Origin of the sequence: Streptomyces sp. NBC_00873, assembly GCF_045207415.1 — a bacterium.
Classification (GTDB): Bacteria; Actinomycetota; Actinomycetes; order Streptomycetales; family Streptomycetaceae; genus Streptomyces.
The window spans coordinates 6,114,890-6,131,047 of sequence record NZ_CP108803.1; the positions used below are offsets into that span (position 1 = coordinate 6,114,890).

Below are 16,158 nucleotides of genomic sequence, written 5' to 3' on the forward strand. Positions count from 1 at the left end.
GTCAGTTGTCCCCCTGGTGGCGCACCGAAATCGCCGGGTCGGCGCGGCGCAGGGCGAGCGCTGCCACGATCAGCAGCGGCAGCGCGGCGACGCCCGCCAGCAGCGCGGCGACCTGCCCGGCCGGCAGCTGCACCAGCACGGGCGGCACCGGCTGGGCGGCCTGCCCGGTCAGCACGATGAGTGGCACGACGGCCCTGGTCAGTACGGCCCCGAGCGCGAACCCGACCAGCAGCGCGATGGCGATCAGCACGCCCTGCTCGGCGGCGAGCATCCGGGCCAGCCCGCGGCGCGGCGCACCCAGCGCCCGCAGCAGGGCGAATTCGGCGGACCGTTCGCGCTGCGATCCGACGGCGCTCACCGCGAAGCCGGCCGCTGCCAGCGCGGCGGCGACAACCGCCACCGCGAGCAGCGCGGACTGCGGCCCGACGCCAAGCGGGTCGCCCAGCAGATCCTGGGCCACCTCGTCGCGGACCAGGACCTGCGCCGGGTCGGTGTCGGGCTGTTCACGGAGCGCGGCGGCGGCCTTCCCGGCCTGGCCGGGGTCGGTGCTCAGCCACCATTCGGTGGCGGTGAGGACGGCGTTCGGGCGGTCCGCGAGAACCTGGCTGAGGGCCTTGAGGTCGAGCAGCAGCGCGCCGCCGTCCCGGAGCCGGTACGCCTCGGCGGCAGCGGTGGTGGTGGCGGCGCCGAGCCCGGTGGTGGGCAGCTGACGGACCGACCGCACGATCTTCACCCGGACCGTTTCGCCGGCCAGCGTGACATCCACGTCCTGGCCCACCTTCGCCCCGGACGCCTTCAGATAGGTGTCGGTGGCGACCGCGCGGAGTGCCGGGGCCTCGGCGCGGGCCGCGACGACCCGCACGGTGAGGATCGGCGCCCCCCCGTACACCACCTCCTCGGCCGGAACGGACCCGGTGTTGTATCCGACCGTCAGCGGGTTCTGGTCGGACGCGGCCGCGTCGACGGCGCCACGCGGCTGCGTCTCGTTGAGGAGGCTGGCGCCCTGCCAGCGGAATCCGGTGGGGACGGAGACCGGCTGCTCGGTGCCGTCCGTGGTCACGGTCCGCAGCCGGCTCACGGCGACCCGGTGCGTCTCGTCCCGGTCTACGGGCTGGCTGCCGTTCAGCTCGAACCCGGTCACGGCGAACTCACCGGCGGCCGCCACCGCGAGCGACTGGGGGTGCGCCCGGCCGTCGGCCGGTACGGATCCGAGGAGAACCCGGTACGGAATGCCGTAACGGTCCTCCAGCTCCACGGTGACCTGCGGGGCCATGCCGGACGGCGACGCCCGGTGCGGCGCCGAGGCCACGGCGATCCGCAGGTCGAACCGGATCTCCCTGCCGCCCTTCGGCAGCAGCAGCCCGGCGCGCGCGCTCTTCGGCGGTGCGATCGAGCCGAACAGCCCATCCGCCGGTCCGTCGGCGAGATCGCCGCGCATCAGCATCCGCTCGTCGGCGTGCGCCGTGTCCAGGGCGACCACGTCGGCCGTGCGGTCGCCGGACAGATCCACCGCCGTACGGAAGGCGGGCGCCGCCTCCCGTACCCCCGGCAGCTCTGCGTATCTGCCCGCCTTCGTCGGATCGCTGTTGAAGTCGCTTGTCATGCGTACCGACGCACCGGTCCTGAAGTCGGCCTGGTCGCCCTGCGAACGGTCCCAGGACGCGCTCTGCCCGATCGCCAGCATGCCCATCGCGGCAGAAAGGACCAGCAGCAGCACCGGTCCGGCGCCGCGCAGCGGACGGCGGCTGAGCTGCCAGCCGGCCAGTGCGGTGGACAGCCCCCGGCCGCCCGCCGCACGACGTTCCGCCAGCCTGGCCGCGGGCGGCAGCAGCCGCAGCGTCAGTACGGTGCCCGCGAGCAGCAGCAGCGCGGGCGCGGTGACGAGCAGCGGATCGATGCCGAGACCGCCCTCCCGGTCACCGCTGAGCGCACCGCTGCCGGTCTGCCGGTCGAGCTGCCAGTAGGCCACCGCCGCGATCAGCAGCAGCCCGATGTCGGCGCCCGCGCGCACCGGTCCGGGCAGCGCGGCGGCCCGGCTGCGGCTGCGCACCCCCGCGCTGGCGGCCAGCGCGGGCGCGACGACGGCCAGCGCACAGGCCAGCGCGACGGCGGCGGCCACCAGCCACACGGTGCCGGTCGCGCCCTCGTCGAGCCGCAGCCCGATCCGGGTCAGCTCACTGCGGTCCGCAAGGAGCCGGGTCAGCGGCCCGGCCAGCAGCGGGGCGATGACGGCGGCCGGCAGCGCGAGCAGGAGTGCCTCGATCGCGGCGAGCGAGGTGATCCGGCCGCGCGAACCACCGCGGGCCCGCAGCAGTTCCGTCTCCCCGCCGCGCTCAGTGCTCAGCAGCCGGGCCACGAGCAGCAGCGCGTAACCGGCGAGCAGCACCAGCTGCACGGCGACGATCATCAGGGTCGAGCGGGAGACCAGGAGCGCCCGGTCGATCTGGTCGAGGACGGTGGGCAGCGAGGTCTGCGCGCTGGCCCCGCCCTTGAACGCAGGGGCTGCGAGGAGTGCCTTCGGACCCTTGGTCGCTGTGGTGCGCAGCGTGTCGATGCGGTCCGTGGTGACGGTTCGGAAGTCGGCTGAGGCCAGCCACGACATCTCGCGGGTGCTGATCCGCCCGGAGGCGAGCACGGCGGGATCGGTGAGCAGCGGACCGTACGTGGTGAAGAAGACCTTGCGGACGCCGCGCCCGCCGAGTTCGTCCAACTGCCAGTACGGGTCGGCCTGGTCGGCCGCTTCGTAGAGGCCGGTGATCAGGACCGGCTGCCTGGTGTCGTCGGCGAGCCGACTGGTGAGCGTGAGTCGCGCGCCGGGCTTCAGCTTCAGGACATCGGCGACGGCGGAGGGCAGGGCAACCTCGATGGGGCCGCCGCTCTTCCCGCTCCCGGCGCCGGGCATGCGGCCTGCGGTGAGACGGACGCGGCTGGGGTCGAGCGAGGCGAACCGGGTGAGATCGGGGTTGCCACGCCGGGCCGCCGGAGCCTGCAGGCTGCGCGGCAGCGCGTACGCCCCCGAGGCCTCCAGCTTCCGTACGGTCACCGGCAGGCCGTCGAACGTCTCACGGGCGGCCTTGCGCGCGGTCGCGTCGGCCGCTCCCTGCTGCTCGCGCGCCACCTGCGCGAAGATGACGAGCGACGCGGACGCGGCGGAGCGGTGGGTGAGCGTGTGGCGCAGGGCCGCGTCGCCGATGGAGCCGGAGAAGGCGGTGAGCGCCGCCAGTACCGATGTGGTGAGCAGGACGGCCAGGACGGCTGCGGTAAGAAGGAGTCGATGCGCCCTCACCCGCAGAAAGACGAACCCCGTCACCTGGCCCCCTCGACATGGTTACCCCGCACGCCCCCCGACGCTCCCAGGATGCTTTCAGAGCGCACCACTGCTGGAAACCGCTTACGCACACACCTTGATGGGATCGTGACCGTTATCCGGCGGCGGAGCACCGTATTCCGCACAGTGCATGCGTGTGTGGGGGGATAGAGGGACGGGGCTGTGCCGTCAGCCCTCGGTGTTCACCATCGAGGCGGCGGCGTACGTGAGGTAGTCCCACAGCCGCCGCTCGTGCTCCGGGGAGAGCCCGAGCTCGTCGAGAGCCACGCGCATCCGGCTCAGCCAGGCATCGTGCGCGGCCCGGTCCACCCGGAACGGGACATGCCGCATCCGCAGCCGGGGATGACCGCGCTGCTCGCTGTAAGTCCGGGGACCACCCCAGTACTGGATCAGGAACAGCGTGAACCGCTCCTCGGCCGGCCCCAGATCCTCCTCCGGGTACATCGGCCGCAGCAGCGGGTCCTCGGCGACCCCCTGGTAGAAGCGGTGGACCAGGCGCCGGAAAGTCTCCTCGCCGCCGACCTCCTCGTAGAAGGTCTGCTCCTGAAGCGTGTCGCGCGGAATCTCTGTCACCCGTCCATGGTCGCAGACGCACCGGCCGAGGACCCGGGTCCTAGGACCCCGGTCCGGACGGCCATCGTGCCTCGTCGCTTCCGGGGGGCGCGAGCGGGAGAGTGGGGGTATGGGCCCACACCTGGATCAGTTCGCGGAGGCCGGCGCCGAGGCCCGGCGGGCGATGGTGCGGGGGATCGTCGAGGGCGGGGCGCTGGAGAACCCCGCCTGGCGTGCCGCGTTCGAGGCGGTGCCCCGCCATCTGTTCGTGCCGTACTACTACGTGACCGGGACCAGCGGGCCCGCACGGCTCTGGTGCGAGGACCCCGACCCGGCCCGGCAGGCCCAGTGGCTGCACGGCGCGTACGCCGACGGGGCGCTGGCCACCCGGATCAGGGACGGCGAACTCGTCTCGTCGAGCAGCCAGCCGTCGCTGATGGCCCGGATGCTGGAAGAGCTGGACATACGGGACGGCCACACCGTTCTGGAGATCGGCGCGGGCACCGGCTACAACGCGGCGCTGCTCGCCCACCGCCTCGGCGACGACGCGGTGACCACGATGGACCTCGACCCGGAGATCACGGAGTCGGCCCGCAACCATCTGTCGGCGGCGGGCTATCACCCGGCGGTGATCACCGGGGACGGGGCGCGGGGCTGCCCCGAGCGGGGCCCGTACGACCGGATCATCGTGACCTGCACCCTGCCGTCCGTACCGCAGGCCTGGCTGGCACAGTGCAGGCCGGGGGCGCGGATCCTGGCACCGTTCGCGACCGGTCTGATCCTGCTGCGGGTACAAGCGTCACCGCACGGCCCGTATGCCGAGGGGCGGTTCCTGCACACACCCGCGTACTTCGTGCCCCTGCGCGGGTCGGCTCCACCGCCGGTGTGCCACCCGCACACCGGCGGAGTGCCGAGGCGGGTGGCCGAGAACGAGTTGTTCCGGTTCCTGCTGACGCTGACCGGCACCACCCTCGACCCGCGGGAGGCCCTCTCCCTCTGGCAGCGTGAGAAGCGTCCCGAGCGGGAGAGGTTCGGCATCACCGTCCGGGACGGGCGGCAGTGGGCCTGGCTGGACGACCCCGAGGGGCCGTACGCCTGGCCACTGATCGCCGACTGCCTCTGAGGAACCCGGTCAGCCGCGGTGGATGGTGATCGTCGTCCACGCCCCGACATGCACCTGGTCGCCGTCCTGGAGCGGTACGGGGACGTAGGGCTGGATCGGGTCCTCGGCTCCGTTCAGCGTGGTGCCGTTGGTGGAGTTCTGGTCGACCACGGCCCAGCTGCCGTCGGGCTGCTGCACCAGCACCGCGTGCTGGTGCGAGACGCCCGGATCCTCCGGCGGCACGGACAGATCGACGTCGGGGGACTCGCCGGTGCTGTGCCGGCGACGGCCGATGGTGATCTGGTTGCCGGTGAGCGGCAGGCGCTGCTCCGGGGAGTACGCGGGCAGGTTGAGTCCGGTCGCCTCGGGGCCGCTGCGCTGCATCATCGCCAGGAAGTACTCACGGTCCGGGGCGATGACCGCCGTCCAGCCCGCGGGCGCCTGGTTCTGGTCCGGTCCCTGGTTCGGGCCCTGGCTCTGGAACGGCTGTTGCGCCGGCACCTGCTGCTGCGAGGGCGGTGGCAGCATCCAGTCGTCACCCGTGGCCTGCTGCTGCGGCGGCGCGGGCGGGCCGGGCTGTTCGAACGAGGGCGGCGCGCTCTGCTGCTGGAACGACGGCGGAGGCGGCGGACCCTGCTGCTGGAACGACGGCGGAGGCGGCGGACCCTGCTGCTGGAACGACGGCACAGGAGGCGGACCCTGCTGCTGGAAGGACGGGGGCGGCGGGCCCTGCCGCTGGAACGGGTGCGGCGGCTGCTGCGAGCCCGGCGCCGGGGGCCCGGGGGTGAGCGGCTCGGCCGGGCGGTTCACCTGCGAGGGGCGTGAGCTCTGGTACTCGTACGGATCGCGCTGCTGCGGCGGCGCGGGCGGCCCCTGCTCCGCCTGGAAGCCGGGCGGCAGGTTCAGACCGGGCACCGGACCGCCGGGGCCGGGCCCGCCCGGACCGCCGTGCTGCGGGGCCAGCGGGGTGTACGACGTCGCCGTGTTCGTGAGGAAGTTCCAGCGGCACTCCTCGCAGAACGGCGCCATCGCCTCACGCGGGGTGCGGCACTGCGGGCAGAGCTCTGCCTGCTGGGTGGCGTCGGAGCCGGGACCCTGCGGGTAGCCGTATCCGGGCGCGGGCGGCGGTGGAGGCGGCGGCGGGGGGACTGCGCCCGCAGGCGCACCGGCCCCGGCCATGCGATGGCCGCAGACCTCGCACCAGTCCTCGGAACCCGACTGGTGTCCGTTCGGGCAGGTCGGCATGTCGGCGCTTCCCCCTCTCCTCATCCGGCCCCGGGGGCCGTCATTTCTTATCGCTTCGCCACGTCGCTGAGCTGCGCGGCCCTCGTGTTACTTCTTCACGCGGACGGTCTTGGTGGAGCGCGTTTCGAGGGTCATCTCGTCGGCCGCCGCGACCTTCGCCTTCAGTCGCACAGTACCGGTCGCCGCATCGACGACGTCGACCACCTTCGAAAGCAGTTTCGCAGTGTCCTCGTTCCCGGACGCCGATGCCAGCTGCACCGCACGGCCGAGTTTCGCCGTCGCTCCGTCGAAGTCTCCCGACTTGCGCGCATCGAGCCCCTGCTGGATGACTTGTGCCAGTTCCGCCTGGCCGGTGTAGTGCGCGACCTGCGGATTGATCGAGGTGGATGCCACCATGTCGTCCGTCCACACCGCCCGTACCAGCCCCTGCGAGAGGACCTGCGGGGCCGCCGCGCCAGACGGATCGGGGAGGATCAGCGAGACGCGGGCGGCGAGCATCTCCTGCCCGATCCCGGCCTCCGGCACCTGCACACACACGTGATAGTCGCGGGACTCGTCGCCCCAGGAACCGGTCGGGTAGTCCCCGGCGCGCGGGTTCGCCTCGGTGCGGCGGCCGGTCAGTTCGGCGACCGCCGGCGCGACCTGCTTCACGAACTTGATCTCGACCCCGACGGGCGTCCACAGGCGCAGCGCCACGTCCGCGACCTCCTTGCCCATCGCGTTCTCCATCATCTGCGTGAAGTCCGCGGCGAGCCCCGCCGGGTCGGCGACGATGTCGGCCGTGCCGAGCAGCGCCGAGGCTATGGCTGTGACCTCTTTCACCTCCCAGTCGGTTCCGACACCACGGGCGTCACAGGTGAAGCGGCCCGCACACGCGTCGAGCGCGGCCCGCAGGTCCTCCGGTGACTCGTGTTCGTTGCGGCCGTCGGTGAGGAGGATGCCGTGCCGGATGTCCACGTCGGCGGCACCGAGCAGCCGGTCGGTCAGCCGCAGCCAGGTGCCGATCGCCGTACCGCCGCCCGCGCTGAGCCGGCGAAGCGCCTCCTTCGCCTGGGCGCGGGTCTGCGCGTTGGCCACAGCGAGGCGGCCGTTGCCCGGATAGACCTCCTTGGCGATGTGCGTACCGCCGACCACGGCGAACGAGGTGCCGTCGCGCAGGGTGTCGATGGCCGCGGCCGTCGCATCACGGGCGTTGCGCATCTTCGTCGGCGGATAGTCCATCGAACCGGAGCAGTCCACCATGATCACCACGGCGGCTTTCGGCCGCTGGCCCGGCACCTGCGCGGGCGAGAGAGCCGCCCCGGTCAGCGGGACGCCACCGGTGGTGCCGCCGCCGGTCGAGGTGACCGTGACGATCGCGTTGACCTCGCGGCCGCCCTCCGGCAGATATTCGTTCTGATACACCTCGACGGAGAACTGCGGCACGTGGGACTTGGAGAAGTTGGCCATCTGATCGGCTCCTGGCAGAGGTGGCAGAGCTGGCAAAGGTCGCAGCGGACAAGAGAGCGGGCAGTACCGGACGTGGGGCCTTAGACCGACCCTGCCCCTGGTGACGGCACGGCGAACGGCAGCAGAGCCACTGTTACGTTGTCGTGGCCCCCGCCGTCCAGTGCGTGACCCACCAGGACCTGGGCGCCGTGCAACGGTCGTTCGTGCGCATCCGCGGGTACCGCGGCGGCCATCTCGGCCGCCGATTCCGCGTAGTTCCACAGCCCGTCCGTGCACACCACGACCAGACCCGGCCGGTCCGGTTTGAACGACGCGGTGTGCGGCTCCAGTTCGTACGCATCGGCGCCGAGCCAGCCCGTGATGGCGTGGGCGCGCTCGTCCGCGTACGCCTCCGCCTCGTTCATCAGGCCCGCCGCCACCATCTGCGCGGCCCAGGAGTCGTCCTCGGTGAGGCGTGCAGGCGGGTGAGCGCGGTCGTCCGGCACCCAGTAGACGCGGCTGTCGCCGACCCAGCCGACGACCAGGAGTCCACCGGCGCTGATCGCGCCGACGAGGGTGCACGCCGGGGCGTTCGTGTGGTGGTGCGGATCGTGCTCCATGGCCCGGCCGTCGTCGTGGGCCAGCGCGTTGACCGACTCGGCCGCCGCGACGATCGCGTCGTGCATCGCCTGCTGCGGGTGGGCGCCGCGCGGCAGCGACTCCAGCAGCGCCTCGTTGGCCGCCGTCGCGGCGGCGGCCGAGGCCTCGTCGGGGCGGCTCGCCGAGGAGACGCCGTCGCAGACGATCGCGACGACGGCCGGGGAGCCGTCCGGCAGGGCGGTCGTCGACACCGCGAACGAGTCCTCGTTGCGGTGATGGCGCAGACCGCGATCGCTGACGGCTGCCACCGAACCGAGCTCCTGCTCCATGTGGTCACGCTCGCGGGGCTGGGCATGGCCGCAGTTCTCGCAGTAGCCGTCGGTGTCGACATGACCGGCGCGGCAGGCCACGCACAGCTTGGTGCCCGCCGTGCGTTCCTGCTCCGAGGCGGCGCCGGTGGTACGGGGATCGGGAGCGACGGGTGCCGCGGGCGCGGCCAGTTCGAAGTCGCCCGACCCGCCCCGCCGGTCGAAACGGACTCCGGCGGGCGGACCGGCCGGGGCGGGCGGTCCGGACCGGTCGGCGGCGGACGCGGCCGGCCACTCCACCGAACCGGAGGCCGCCGCGGTGTGCCCGCCAGGACCGGCCACCGGCGCACCGGTCCCTTGCGCACCGGTCACGGGCGCACCGGTCACCGGCACGGTGATCGCAATGGTCGGGCGGTCCTCCGGCGGCGCGGGGACGACCGACAGGTCGTACCCGCACGCGCCGCAGAACAGGTCGTCCGATTCCAGCGGCTCCTCGCAGTTGGGACACCTCGACAAGGCGGTCTCCTGGTGCATCCGCGACATCTTCACACCCACGTCCGGGGGCGGAAACGGTTGGCCCGCTCCACCAGTTCGATCCTCTCGTCGCCGCGCTGTGCAAGCCGGGCGAGCATCCGGTACGAACGCTCCAGGCCGAAACGCAGGCCGCGTTCGTCCAACTCACTGCCGAGCAGCATTCTCGGCCCGGCAGGGCCGTGCGACTGCGACGGCGACTGCGGAGCGGGCGGCTGGGCCGTGGGACTCCCGGAGAGTACCCAGTCCAGCGCCGTCCCCAGCACCTCCGTCGACAACTGCTCGCGGCGCACCGCGTCCAGCCCGAAACTCTGCAGCCCGGCCACCTGGTCGGCGGCCGCCGTCAGATCGGCGATCAGCGGCTCGTGCGGGGCGCGCTCGCGCAGCCGGGCCCGCACGGCGGCAACCCGGGCCGCCGTGTAGTGGATCGACGCCTCGGGCACGGACTCCAGCGTCCGTACGGCCCCGGCCCGGTCCCCGGCGGCGATCTGCACCCGGGCCAGACCGAACGCGGCGCTGACGAAGCTCGGATCGGTCGTCCACACCAGGTGGTAGTACTCGGCGGCGTTGTCCAGCTGGCCGAGGACCTCCGCGCAGATGCCCAGCGCCAGCTTGGGCGCGGGTTCACCGGGGAACGCGTCGTAGACCGCGTCGAACGACAGCGCCGCAGCCGCGTTGTCCCCAGTCACCAGCGAGGTGATCCCGCGGTACCAGACGACCCGCCAGTCGTCCGCGTGCAGCGCCTCCAGACCTGTCAGCGTCTGGACGGCGGCACCGGGTTCGTTCAGCTCCAGGCGGGCGCGCAGCTCGCGCAGCCGGGTCTCCAGCGAGGCGGCGGGAACCGCCTGCAGTGCGGCGATCAGTTCGGAGGGTGCGGACGTCATCACGCCGGCGAGGAATCCCGCATTCTGGTCGTTCGCGTCGACCCGGGGAACGGGCAGTGCGAGCGAGGTGGCCCGTGCATCGAGCCCGGCCAGCCGGGGGCCGGCCGAGGCGTACGTCCCCGGGAGCGTGCCCGGGTCGGCGGGCGCAGGCCGCGGCGCCGGAACGGCCGCCCGGGTCTGCGCGTACGGGAGAGCGGCCGGGGTTCCGTCACCGCCCCGGACATGCGTGGGAGGCGCCGACAGCAGGGCAGCCCCCGGAGCCCGCTGCCCCGGCACACCCGGCGCCGCGTGCCCCACCGCCCCCGGCGCAGCGGGAACTTCGGCGGCCGGAGCCGCTGCGACAACCCCGGATCCACCCGCCCCCTTCCCCTTCCGCCGCCCGGCCGGCTCCGCCCGTACCCCGAGCCGCGACACATCGCCCGTCAGCTCGGCGAACAACTGCGTGTCCGTGACCCGTAGTTCCGTACCGAACAGCGTCGACAGGGCCGGCCGCGGACGCCCCGTCTGCAACGCCACGACCTCCCGCAACACCCCCGTCAGCTGCTCCGCCATTTCCGACGCCGAGGCGAACCGCCGCGCCGGATCCGGGTCCGTGGCCCGGACCAGGAGCCGGTAGAACGACTCGTACGTCCGGAACACCTCGATGTTGTCCGGGTCCGGCAGCGAGTCCACGAAGACGTTCGTGTACCCCTGGAAGTCGAAGGTGAGCACCGCGAGCGTCCGCGCCACCGTGTACAGATCGGAGGCGACAGACGGTCCGACCTCCGCGACCTCCGGCGCCTGATACCCCACCGTGCCGTAGATGGCCGACTCCTCGTCGTCCATCCTGCGCACCGCGCCCATGTCGATCAGCTTCAGCTGGTCCTCGGTCTGGATCGCGTTGTCGACTTTGAAGTCGCAGTACAGCAGATTGCGGCTGTGCAGATGACCGAGCGCCTCCAGCGCCTCGATGCCGTACGCGCACGCCTGCTCGACGGGCAGCGGATCCCGCTTCCCGGCCGGGGTGCGGCGCTCGTTCGCGATCTCCTTGAGCGCCTTGCCGCCCACGTACTCCATCACGATGTAGCCGTCGAGCGAACCGGTCCGCTGGTCGAGGTGCTCGACGAAGTTGTAGATCCGGACGATGTTGGAGTGCTCGATCTCGGCGAGGAAGCGGCGCTCCGAGATCGCGGCCGCCATGGCGTCCTGGTCGCCGGTGTCCAGCAGCCCCTTGAGGACCACCCAGCGGTCCGAGACCGCACGGTCCACCGCGAGATAGACCCAGCCGAGCCCGCCGTGCGCCAGACAGCCCGCCACCTCGTACTGGCCGTGCACGATGTCGCCACCCTGCAGCTTCGGTACGAAGGAGTACGGGTGGCCGCACTTGGTGCAGAACCCCTCGGTTCGTCCCGTCCGTTCGCCGCGCGACCGTCCCACCGGGGCCCCGCAGTCGGAGCGCGAACAGAACCGCTTCCGCTCCGGCACCTCCGGGTTCTCCATCACCGCGGAACGCGGGTCGGGCCGCGGCACGTCCGGCACCTGCACCAGGCCAGCGCCCAGCCGGTTGCGCCCGGAAGCGCCCGACGACGCGCCGGAGGAACGCACCGACACCGAGCGGGCCGTGGAGGTCCCCGACAGGGACCGGGAGAGCCGCCCCGAGACCGAACGCCGCGAGGTCGACGAGCGGGACGAGGAGCGCGACGATGCCCGTGAACTGCTCCGCGCCGAACTGCTGTTGCCCCCCTTGCCGACCGCGATACCGGTGGGCGGCGAGCTCACCATCCCATCCCCGAGTTCTCGGCTGCGCTCGAACAGGGGAGACCCCATGGGCGAGACGACCGGGGCCAGACCGCAGGTGTCGCAGTACAGCTCACCGCCGCCCATGTCCTCGTAATCGCCTTCGCACGCGGGGCGCTGGCACTGCGTACTCATGATCGGTCCCCCTGTTCGCCCCGCCGCCGCAGCGGCCCGTTCACCTTGCACGCACGCCCAGGCCCTGTCCGGCCGATTTTCGTGGGCCCGCGACGTCCGGCACGGCACCTCGCCGCGTTGTCGGAGTCGACCGAGTACGCCCAGTACGAGGACGATCCTCCGCCTTGCGATGCACCGCACCGGACGCCGCAGGCTGATCCACGAAGATCGACCGGACAGGACCTAGGTGTACTCATCGCCGGTCCTCCGGTGCGGACGACCGCCGGACGTCCAGCAGTTCCGCCACCGCCTCCTGATAGCGCAGCACCGCCTGCCCCGCGACCCGCAGATCGCACGGGGCGCTCCACAGCATCCGGCGCGCCGCGTCGTACCGCTCGATCAGCACCGGGTCCTCCGCCAGCCCGTGCCGGGCGACCTTCGCCTTGAACGCGTCCAGCCGGCCACGCAGCTCCGCCCGGACCGCCAGCGGCGCGGTGACCGCCGACAGCGACTCGCGGGCCCGCAGCAGTTCGTCCTCCGCCTCCCGCTCCAGCGACTCCAGCAGCGGGGAGAGCCGGTGCCACTGGGCGTGCCTGCGGTACTCCGACGCGGCGGCCAGCCGCTCCTGCAGCGCGGTCGGCGGACCGCTGACCGCGGGCACCTCGGACGCGGCGATCTTCGCCAGCACCTCGCCGCGCGCCGACCGGGCCTCGGCCAGCGTGCGGTCCGCACGGGAGAGCACGTCGCGCAGGTGTACCAGGCGCTGCTCGGCGTCCTGGCGGACCGCGAGCACCGCCTCGATCTCCCGCCGCACGTCGTCCAGCGCGCGGGCCGCCCGGTCGTAGCGCGTCGTGTCCGGACGTCCGCCGCCGGGCGCCGCGCTGCCGGGGCCCGGCAGCCAGAACGCCAGCGGGTCGGAGATCACCTGGACCCGCAGCGTGGCCAGCTCATGGGTGATCGACTCCAGGTCGTCGCCCGCCGGGTGCTCCCCGGGACGCACACCGACGGAGTGTGCCAGCGAACGCGTCCGGTGCAGCTCGGCGGCGAGCAGATCTATCCGGGCGGGCAGCGCGGACCATACGGAGTCGGAGGCGACGACCATGTCCAGCGAGCGCGCGTACAGCTCGTTCATCCGGGCGACCAGCTCCTCCAGCGTGAACCGCTCGGAGAGCCTGGCCGGACCGGTGATCGACGGATCGGGCCGGGTGGCGGTGGACGCCACCGTGACGCCCTGGCCGCGCAGAAGTTCGGTCAGCGCCAGCAGGTCCTCACGGTTGGGATAACGACGCCTGGCCCGTATTTCACGTGCCGCGCCGATCGCCCCGGCATAGGCGTCGAAATATGCCCACAGCAGCGTGATCAACTGCTCGGTGGCGGCCCAGCGCTCCTTGGTGACACCGGTCAGATCGGCGCCCTCCAGGAGCCGGCGGCCCGCATGGTCCTGCAGGGCGAGGAGCGAGGTCTCGATCGCCTCGTGCTCCGCGCCGAGCCGGGCCAGCGCACGGTCCGCCTCGTCCCGGTCCATGACCGGGCCGGAGGACCTCCCCGCATAGCCGGGGAAGGGGCCCGCGACGCCCATCGATCACCTCTTCGCTCTCCCCGCCGGGCGGACCCGGCGGGATCAAGGACTAATTGCTCCGGTACTTGGGCGCAGGCGGCGCCGTTATACCGGGCAGCCCGGTCGCCAGCCACTTCCGGTACGACACCATCCAGGGGCTGTCCACACCACCCTTGCGGTAGTCGACCAGCACCTGGTTGACCCGGGCCACCAGGTCGTTCGCGCCGTGCTTCGTGGCCACGCCGTAGTACTCGGTGGTGAACGGCTTGTCGCCCTTGAGGACGACGGCCGGATCCTGGGCGGCCTGGCCCGCCGCCAGCGCGTTGTCCGTGACCACCGCGTCGACCTCGCCCAGCTGCAGCCGGACCAGGCAGTCCAGCTGGTTGGGGACGGTGAGCCGGTCCTCGTCCGCCTCCGTGCCGTCGTGCTCGTCCTTGAAGACGGCGCCGAAGGACTGTTTCTCCAGCGCCTCGTACGCCGTGGAGCCCTCCGCGGTGCAGACCCGCTTGCCGGCCAGGGACTTGTCGTATCCCGTGATCGGCGAGTCCTTCGGTGCGAGGACCTGCTGCCCGGCCTGGAAGTAGGCGGTGGAGAAGGAAACCTGGTCGAGCCGGCTGCAGTTGATCGTCATCGTTCGCACGACGACGTCGACCTTGTCGTTCTCCAGGGCGGCGATGCGCTGGTTGGTGGGGATCGCCCGGAAGATCACCTTGTCGGGGTCGCCCAGGATGTCCTGCGCGATGGCCCGCACCAGATCGATGTCGAAGCCTTCGAGCCTGCCCGTCTCCGGATTGCGGTAGCCCCAGCGGAAGCTGTTCTGGTCGACCCCGGCGATCAGCTTCCCGCGCGCCTTGATCTTCGCGATGCTCGGCCCGTCGGCGCTCGACGGCTGCAGGCTCGCCTCCGGGTCCTTGCAGTCGCCGGCCCGGGCGGGCACCGCCGTCGCCGTACCCGGCCCGGAGACACCGACGCCGAAGGAGCCGGCGCCCCCGTGCGAGAGAGGCAGCAGGGTGAGCGAGGCCGTCACCGCGCAGGCCACGGCCATCCCCGTCACCCCGCCCCAGCCCCGCAGTCCGGCCCGGGCGGAACCAGTCCTGGTCATCGTTCCCCCTCTCACCGGTACTCCGACAGCCTGCGGTTGACCCCGGTGATCGCGGCGACCGCGGCGAGCGCGGCGAGAGCCGCCGCCCCGACCGGCAGCCCGCCGAGCGCCCCGCGCCCGTCCTTCGCGGCCCGGGTGAACTCACCCTGCTCATGAGCGAGTGCCTGCTCCAGTGCGTCGTCCACCCGGTTGAAGGACGCCCCGGTGGAGTCCTTCGCCCCGATGATCTGCTTCAGCGCGCCCTCGTAGTCGCCGCTGTCATCGGTCTTGCGGGCGGTCCGGTGGCGGGTCTGCCACTCGGAGACACCGCTGATGGCGTTCGCCACCGGCCCGCTCCCCTGGGAGTCGTCGGCGAGCTTCCTGGCCGTCCCCAGCTCATCGCCGAGGGCCTTCATGCCCGTGGTGTAGTCGGTCTCGTACTTGTCGTTCCTGCCGTCGGCGGTGAGCACCGCGCCGCGGGCTACCACGGTCAGGAGCTCATTGGCGCGTGCCTTCAGCGAGTTGATCCGTGCCTGGTTGAGCACATCGAGCGACTGCTGCCCGTGCACATCGGCGTCCTGCAGTTCGGTGCGTGCGACCGTGTGTCCCACGGCCAGCCACAGCACCAGCACGGTGGACGCGGCGGTCGCCGCGAGCAGCCCGTGATTGAAGACCCGGTTCGTCCTGCGGTAGTTGCGCCGCTGCGCCCAGAACAGCCCGCCCAGCGCGACGACACCGAGACCCAGCGAGAAGAACGGCCAGGCTCGGGCGGAGTCGTAGTCCTGGTCGAGCCGTCCGGTCTCCGCCGTGTAGAGCCGCTCGGCGGCGGGGAGTAGCTCCTTGGACATCTTCTGGTTCGCGTACCGGAGGTAGGCGCCGCCGAGCGGCAGTCCCTGCCGGTTGTTGGCGTGTGCCCGCTCGATCAGGCCGGTGTACCGGGGGAGTTCCTGGTTGAGCGTGGCGATCTCCTGGCCGGACGGCGACGCGGCGTCCGTGGCGGACGCCGCCTTCACCAGCAGCCGGGACGCGTCCTTGATGTCCTTCTCGTACCGCTCGCGGACATCGCGCGGTTCCTGCGCCCCCGCCAGGAATCCGCTGGCCGCCGCGGTGTCGGCATCGGCCAGCGAGCGGTAGATGTTAGCCGCCTCGGCGCTCAGCGGCTGACTGCGGCTCACCACGTCGTCGACGGCGTCCGCCCGGTCGGAGACCTCGATCGCCGTCACGGCTCCGAACGCGACGACGAGCGCCGCCAGTACGGCACCGATGATCTGGAGCCTGCCCGGTTCGGTCGTCGCCGCGGCGCGCAGCCGCGCCGCCGGCTCGGACCAGGTGCCGCGCCGCGGCGCGGGCACGGAAGCGGGCACGGGCGGCTGGGCCGGCACGTGGTCCGGCGCCGTGCGCACATTCGGCGGGTATGTCACGTGACCTCCCCCTCGGTCGCTGACGGTGCCATTCCCCCGGCCGATCAGGGGACTGGCACCCGGCCAGAAGTATGGCCGCAGGGACCGACATCCACACCAGGAACGCCTGGATCGTGCATCGATCCACGGATGCACCACGCATTCGATCAAGGCAGGCGCCGCCGATCAAGACGAATCGGCGGAGCAATCCCCGAAGCGGACCGATCTCCCCACCCATGAACACGTTCGGG

The 16,158-nt window shown here is 72.4% G+C and carries 10 protein-coding genes; 1 reads left to right on the forward strand and 9 read right to left on the reverse strand.

The window, feature by feature from the left end:
• Position 1 precedes the first annotated feature (1 nt).
• Positions 2 to 3,310, reverse strand: coding sequence for an FtsX-like permease family protein (locus OH809_RS28240; protein WP_406515809.1), 3,309 nt, complete (start codon positions 3,308 to 3,310; stop codon positions 2 to 4).
• Positions 3,311 to 3,496: 186 nt separating this feature from the next.
• Positions 3,497 to 3,901 (reverse strand): globin, encoded by a 405-nt coding sequence (locus OH809_RS28245; protein WP_406419499.1) that lies wholly within the window; start codon positions 3,899 to 3,901, stop codon positions 3,497 to 3,499.
• Between the two features lie 109 nt (positions 3,902 to 4,010).
• Between OH809_RS28245 and OH809_RS28250 the strand changes: the two genes are divergently transcribed.
• On the forward strand, positions 4,011 to 5,003 hold the full coding sequence (locus OH809_RS28250; protein WP_406515810.1) for a methyltransferase domain-containing protein: 993 nt from the start codon (positions 4,011 to 4,013) through the stop codon (positions 5,001 to 5,003).
• Positions 5,004 to 5,012: 9 nt separating this feature from the next.
• Here the strand turns inward: OH809_RS28250 and OH809_RS28255 are convergent, their stop codons facing one another.
• The 7 genes from OH809_RS28255 to OH809_RS28285 all read right to left on the reverse strand — a co-directional run bounded on the left by OH809_RS28255 (position 5,013) and on the right by OH809_RS28285 (position 15,928).
• Positions 5,013 to 6,227 (reverse strand): FHA domain-containing protein, encoded by a 1,215-nt coding sequence (locus tag OH809_RS28255; RefSeq protein WP_406419495.1) that lies wholly within the window; start codon positions 6,225 to 6,227, stop codon positions 5,013 to 5,015.
• Between the two features lie 87 nt (positions 6,228 to 6,314).
• The gene (locus OH809_RS28260) at positions 6,315 to 7,676 is read right to left on the reverse strand and encodes a vWA domain-containing protein (protein WP_406419493.1); all 1,362 of its coding nucleotides are present in this window, start codon (positions 7,674 to 7,676) and stop codon (positions 6,315 to 6,317) included.
• Positions 7,677 to 7,756: 80 nt separating this feature from the next.
• Entirely contained in the window at positions 7,757 to 9,106 is a 1,350-nt protein-coding gene (locus tag OH809_RS28265; protein WP_406515811.1) for a PP2C family serine/threonine-protein phosphatase, read from the reverse strand.
• Positions 9,107 to 9,108: 2 nt separating this feature from the next.
• A complete protein-coding gene (locus tag OH809_RS28270) occupies positions 9,109 to 11,889 on the reverse strand; it encodes a tetratricopeptide repeat protein (RefSeq protein WP_406515812.1) in 2,781 nt (926 codons plus the stop codon).
• 232 nt (positions 11,890 to 12,121) lie between these two features.
• Positions 12,122 to 13,447, reverse strand: coding sequence for a hypothetical protein (locus OH809_RS28275; protein ID WP_406515813.1), 1,326 nt, complete (start codon positions 13,445 to 13,447; stop codon positions 12,122 to 12,124).
• Positions 13,448 to 13,496: 49 nt separating this feature from the next.
• Positions 13,497 to 14,528 carry a glutamate ABC transporter substrate-binding protein gene (locus OH809_RS28280; protein WP_406515814.1) on the reverse strand — a complete coding sequence of 344 codons (1,032 nt, stop codon included), beginning with the start codon at positions 14,526 to 14,528 and terminating at the stop codon, positions 13,497 to 13,499.
• Between the two features lie 11 nt (positions 14,529 to 14,539).
• Positions 14,540 to 15,928, reverse strand: coding sequence for a hypothetical protein (locus OH809_RS28285; RefSeq protein ID WP_406419484.1), 1,389 nt, complete (start codon positions 15,926 to 15,928; stop codon positions 14,540 to 14,542).
• Positions 15,929 to 16,158: the final 230 nt, after the last annotated feature.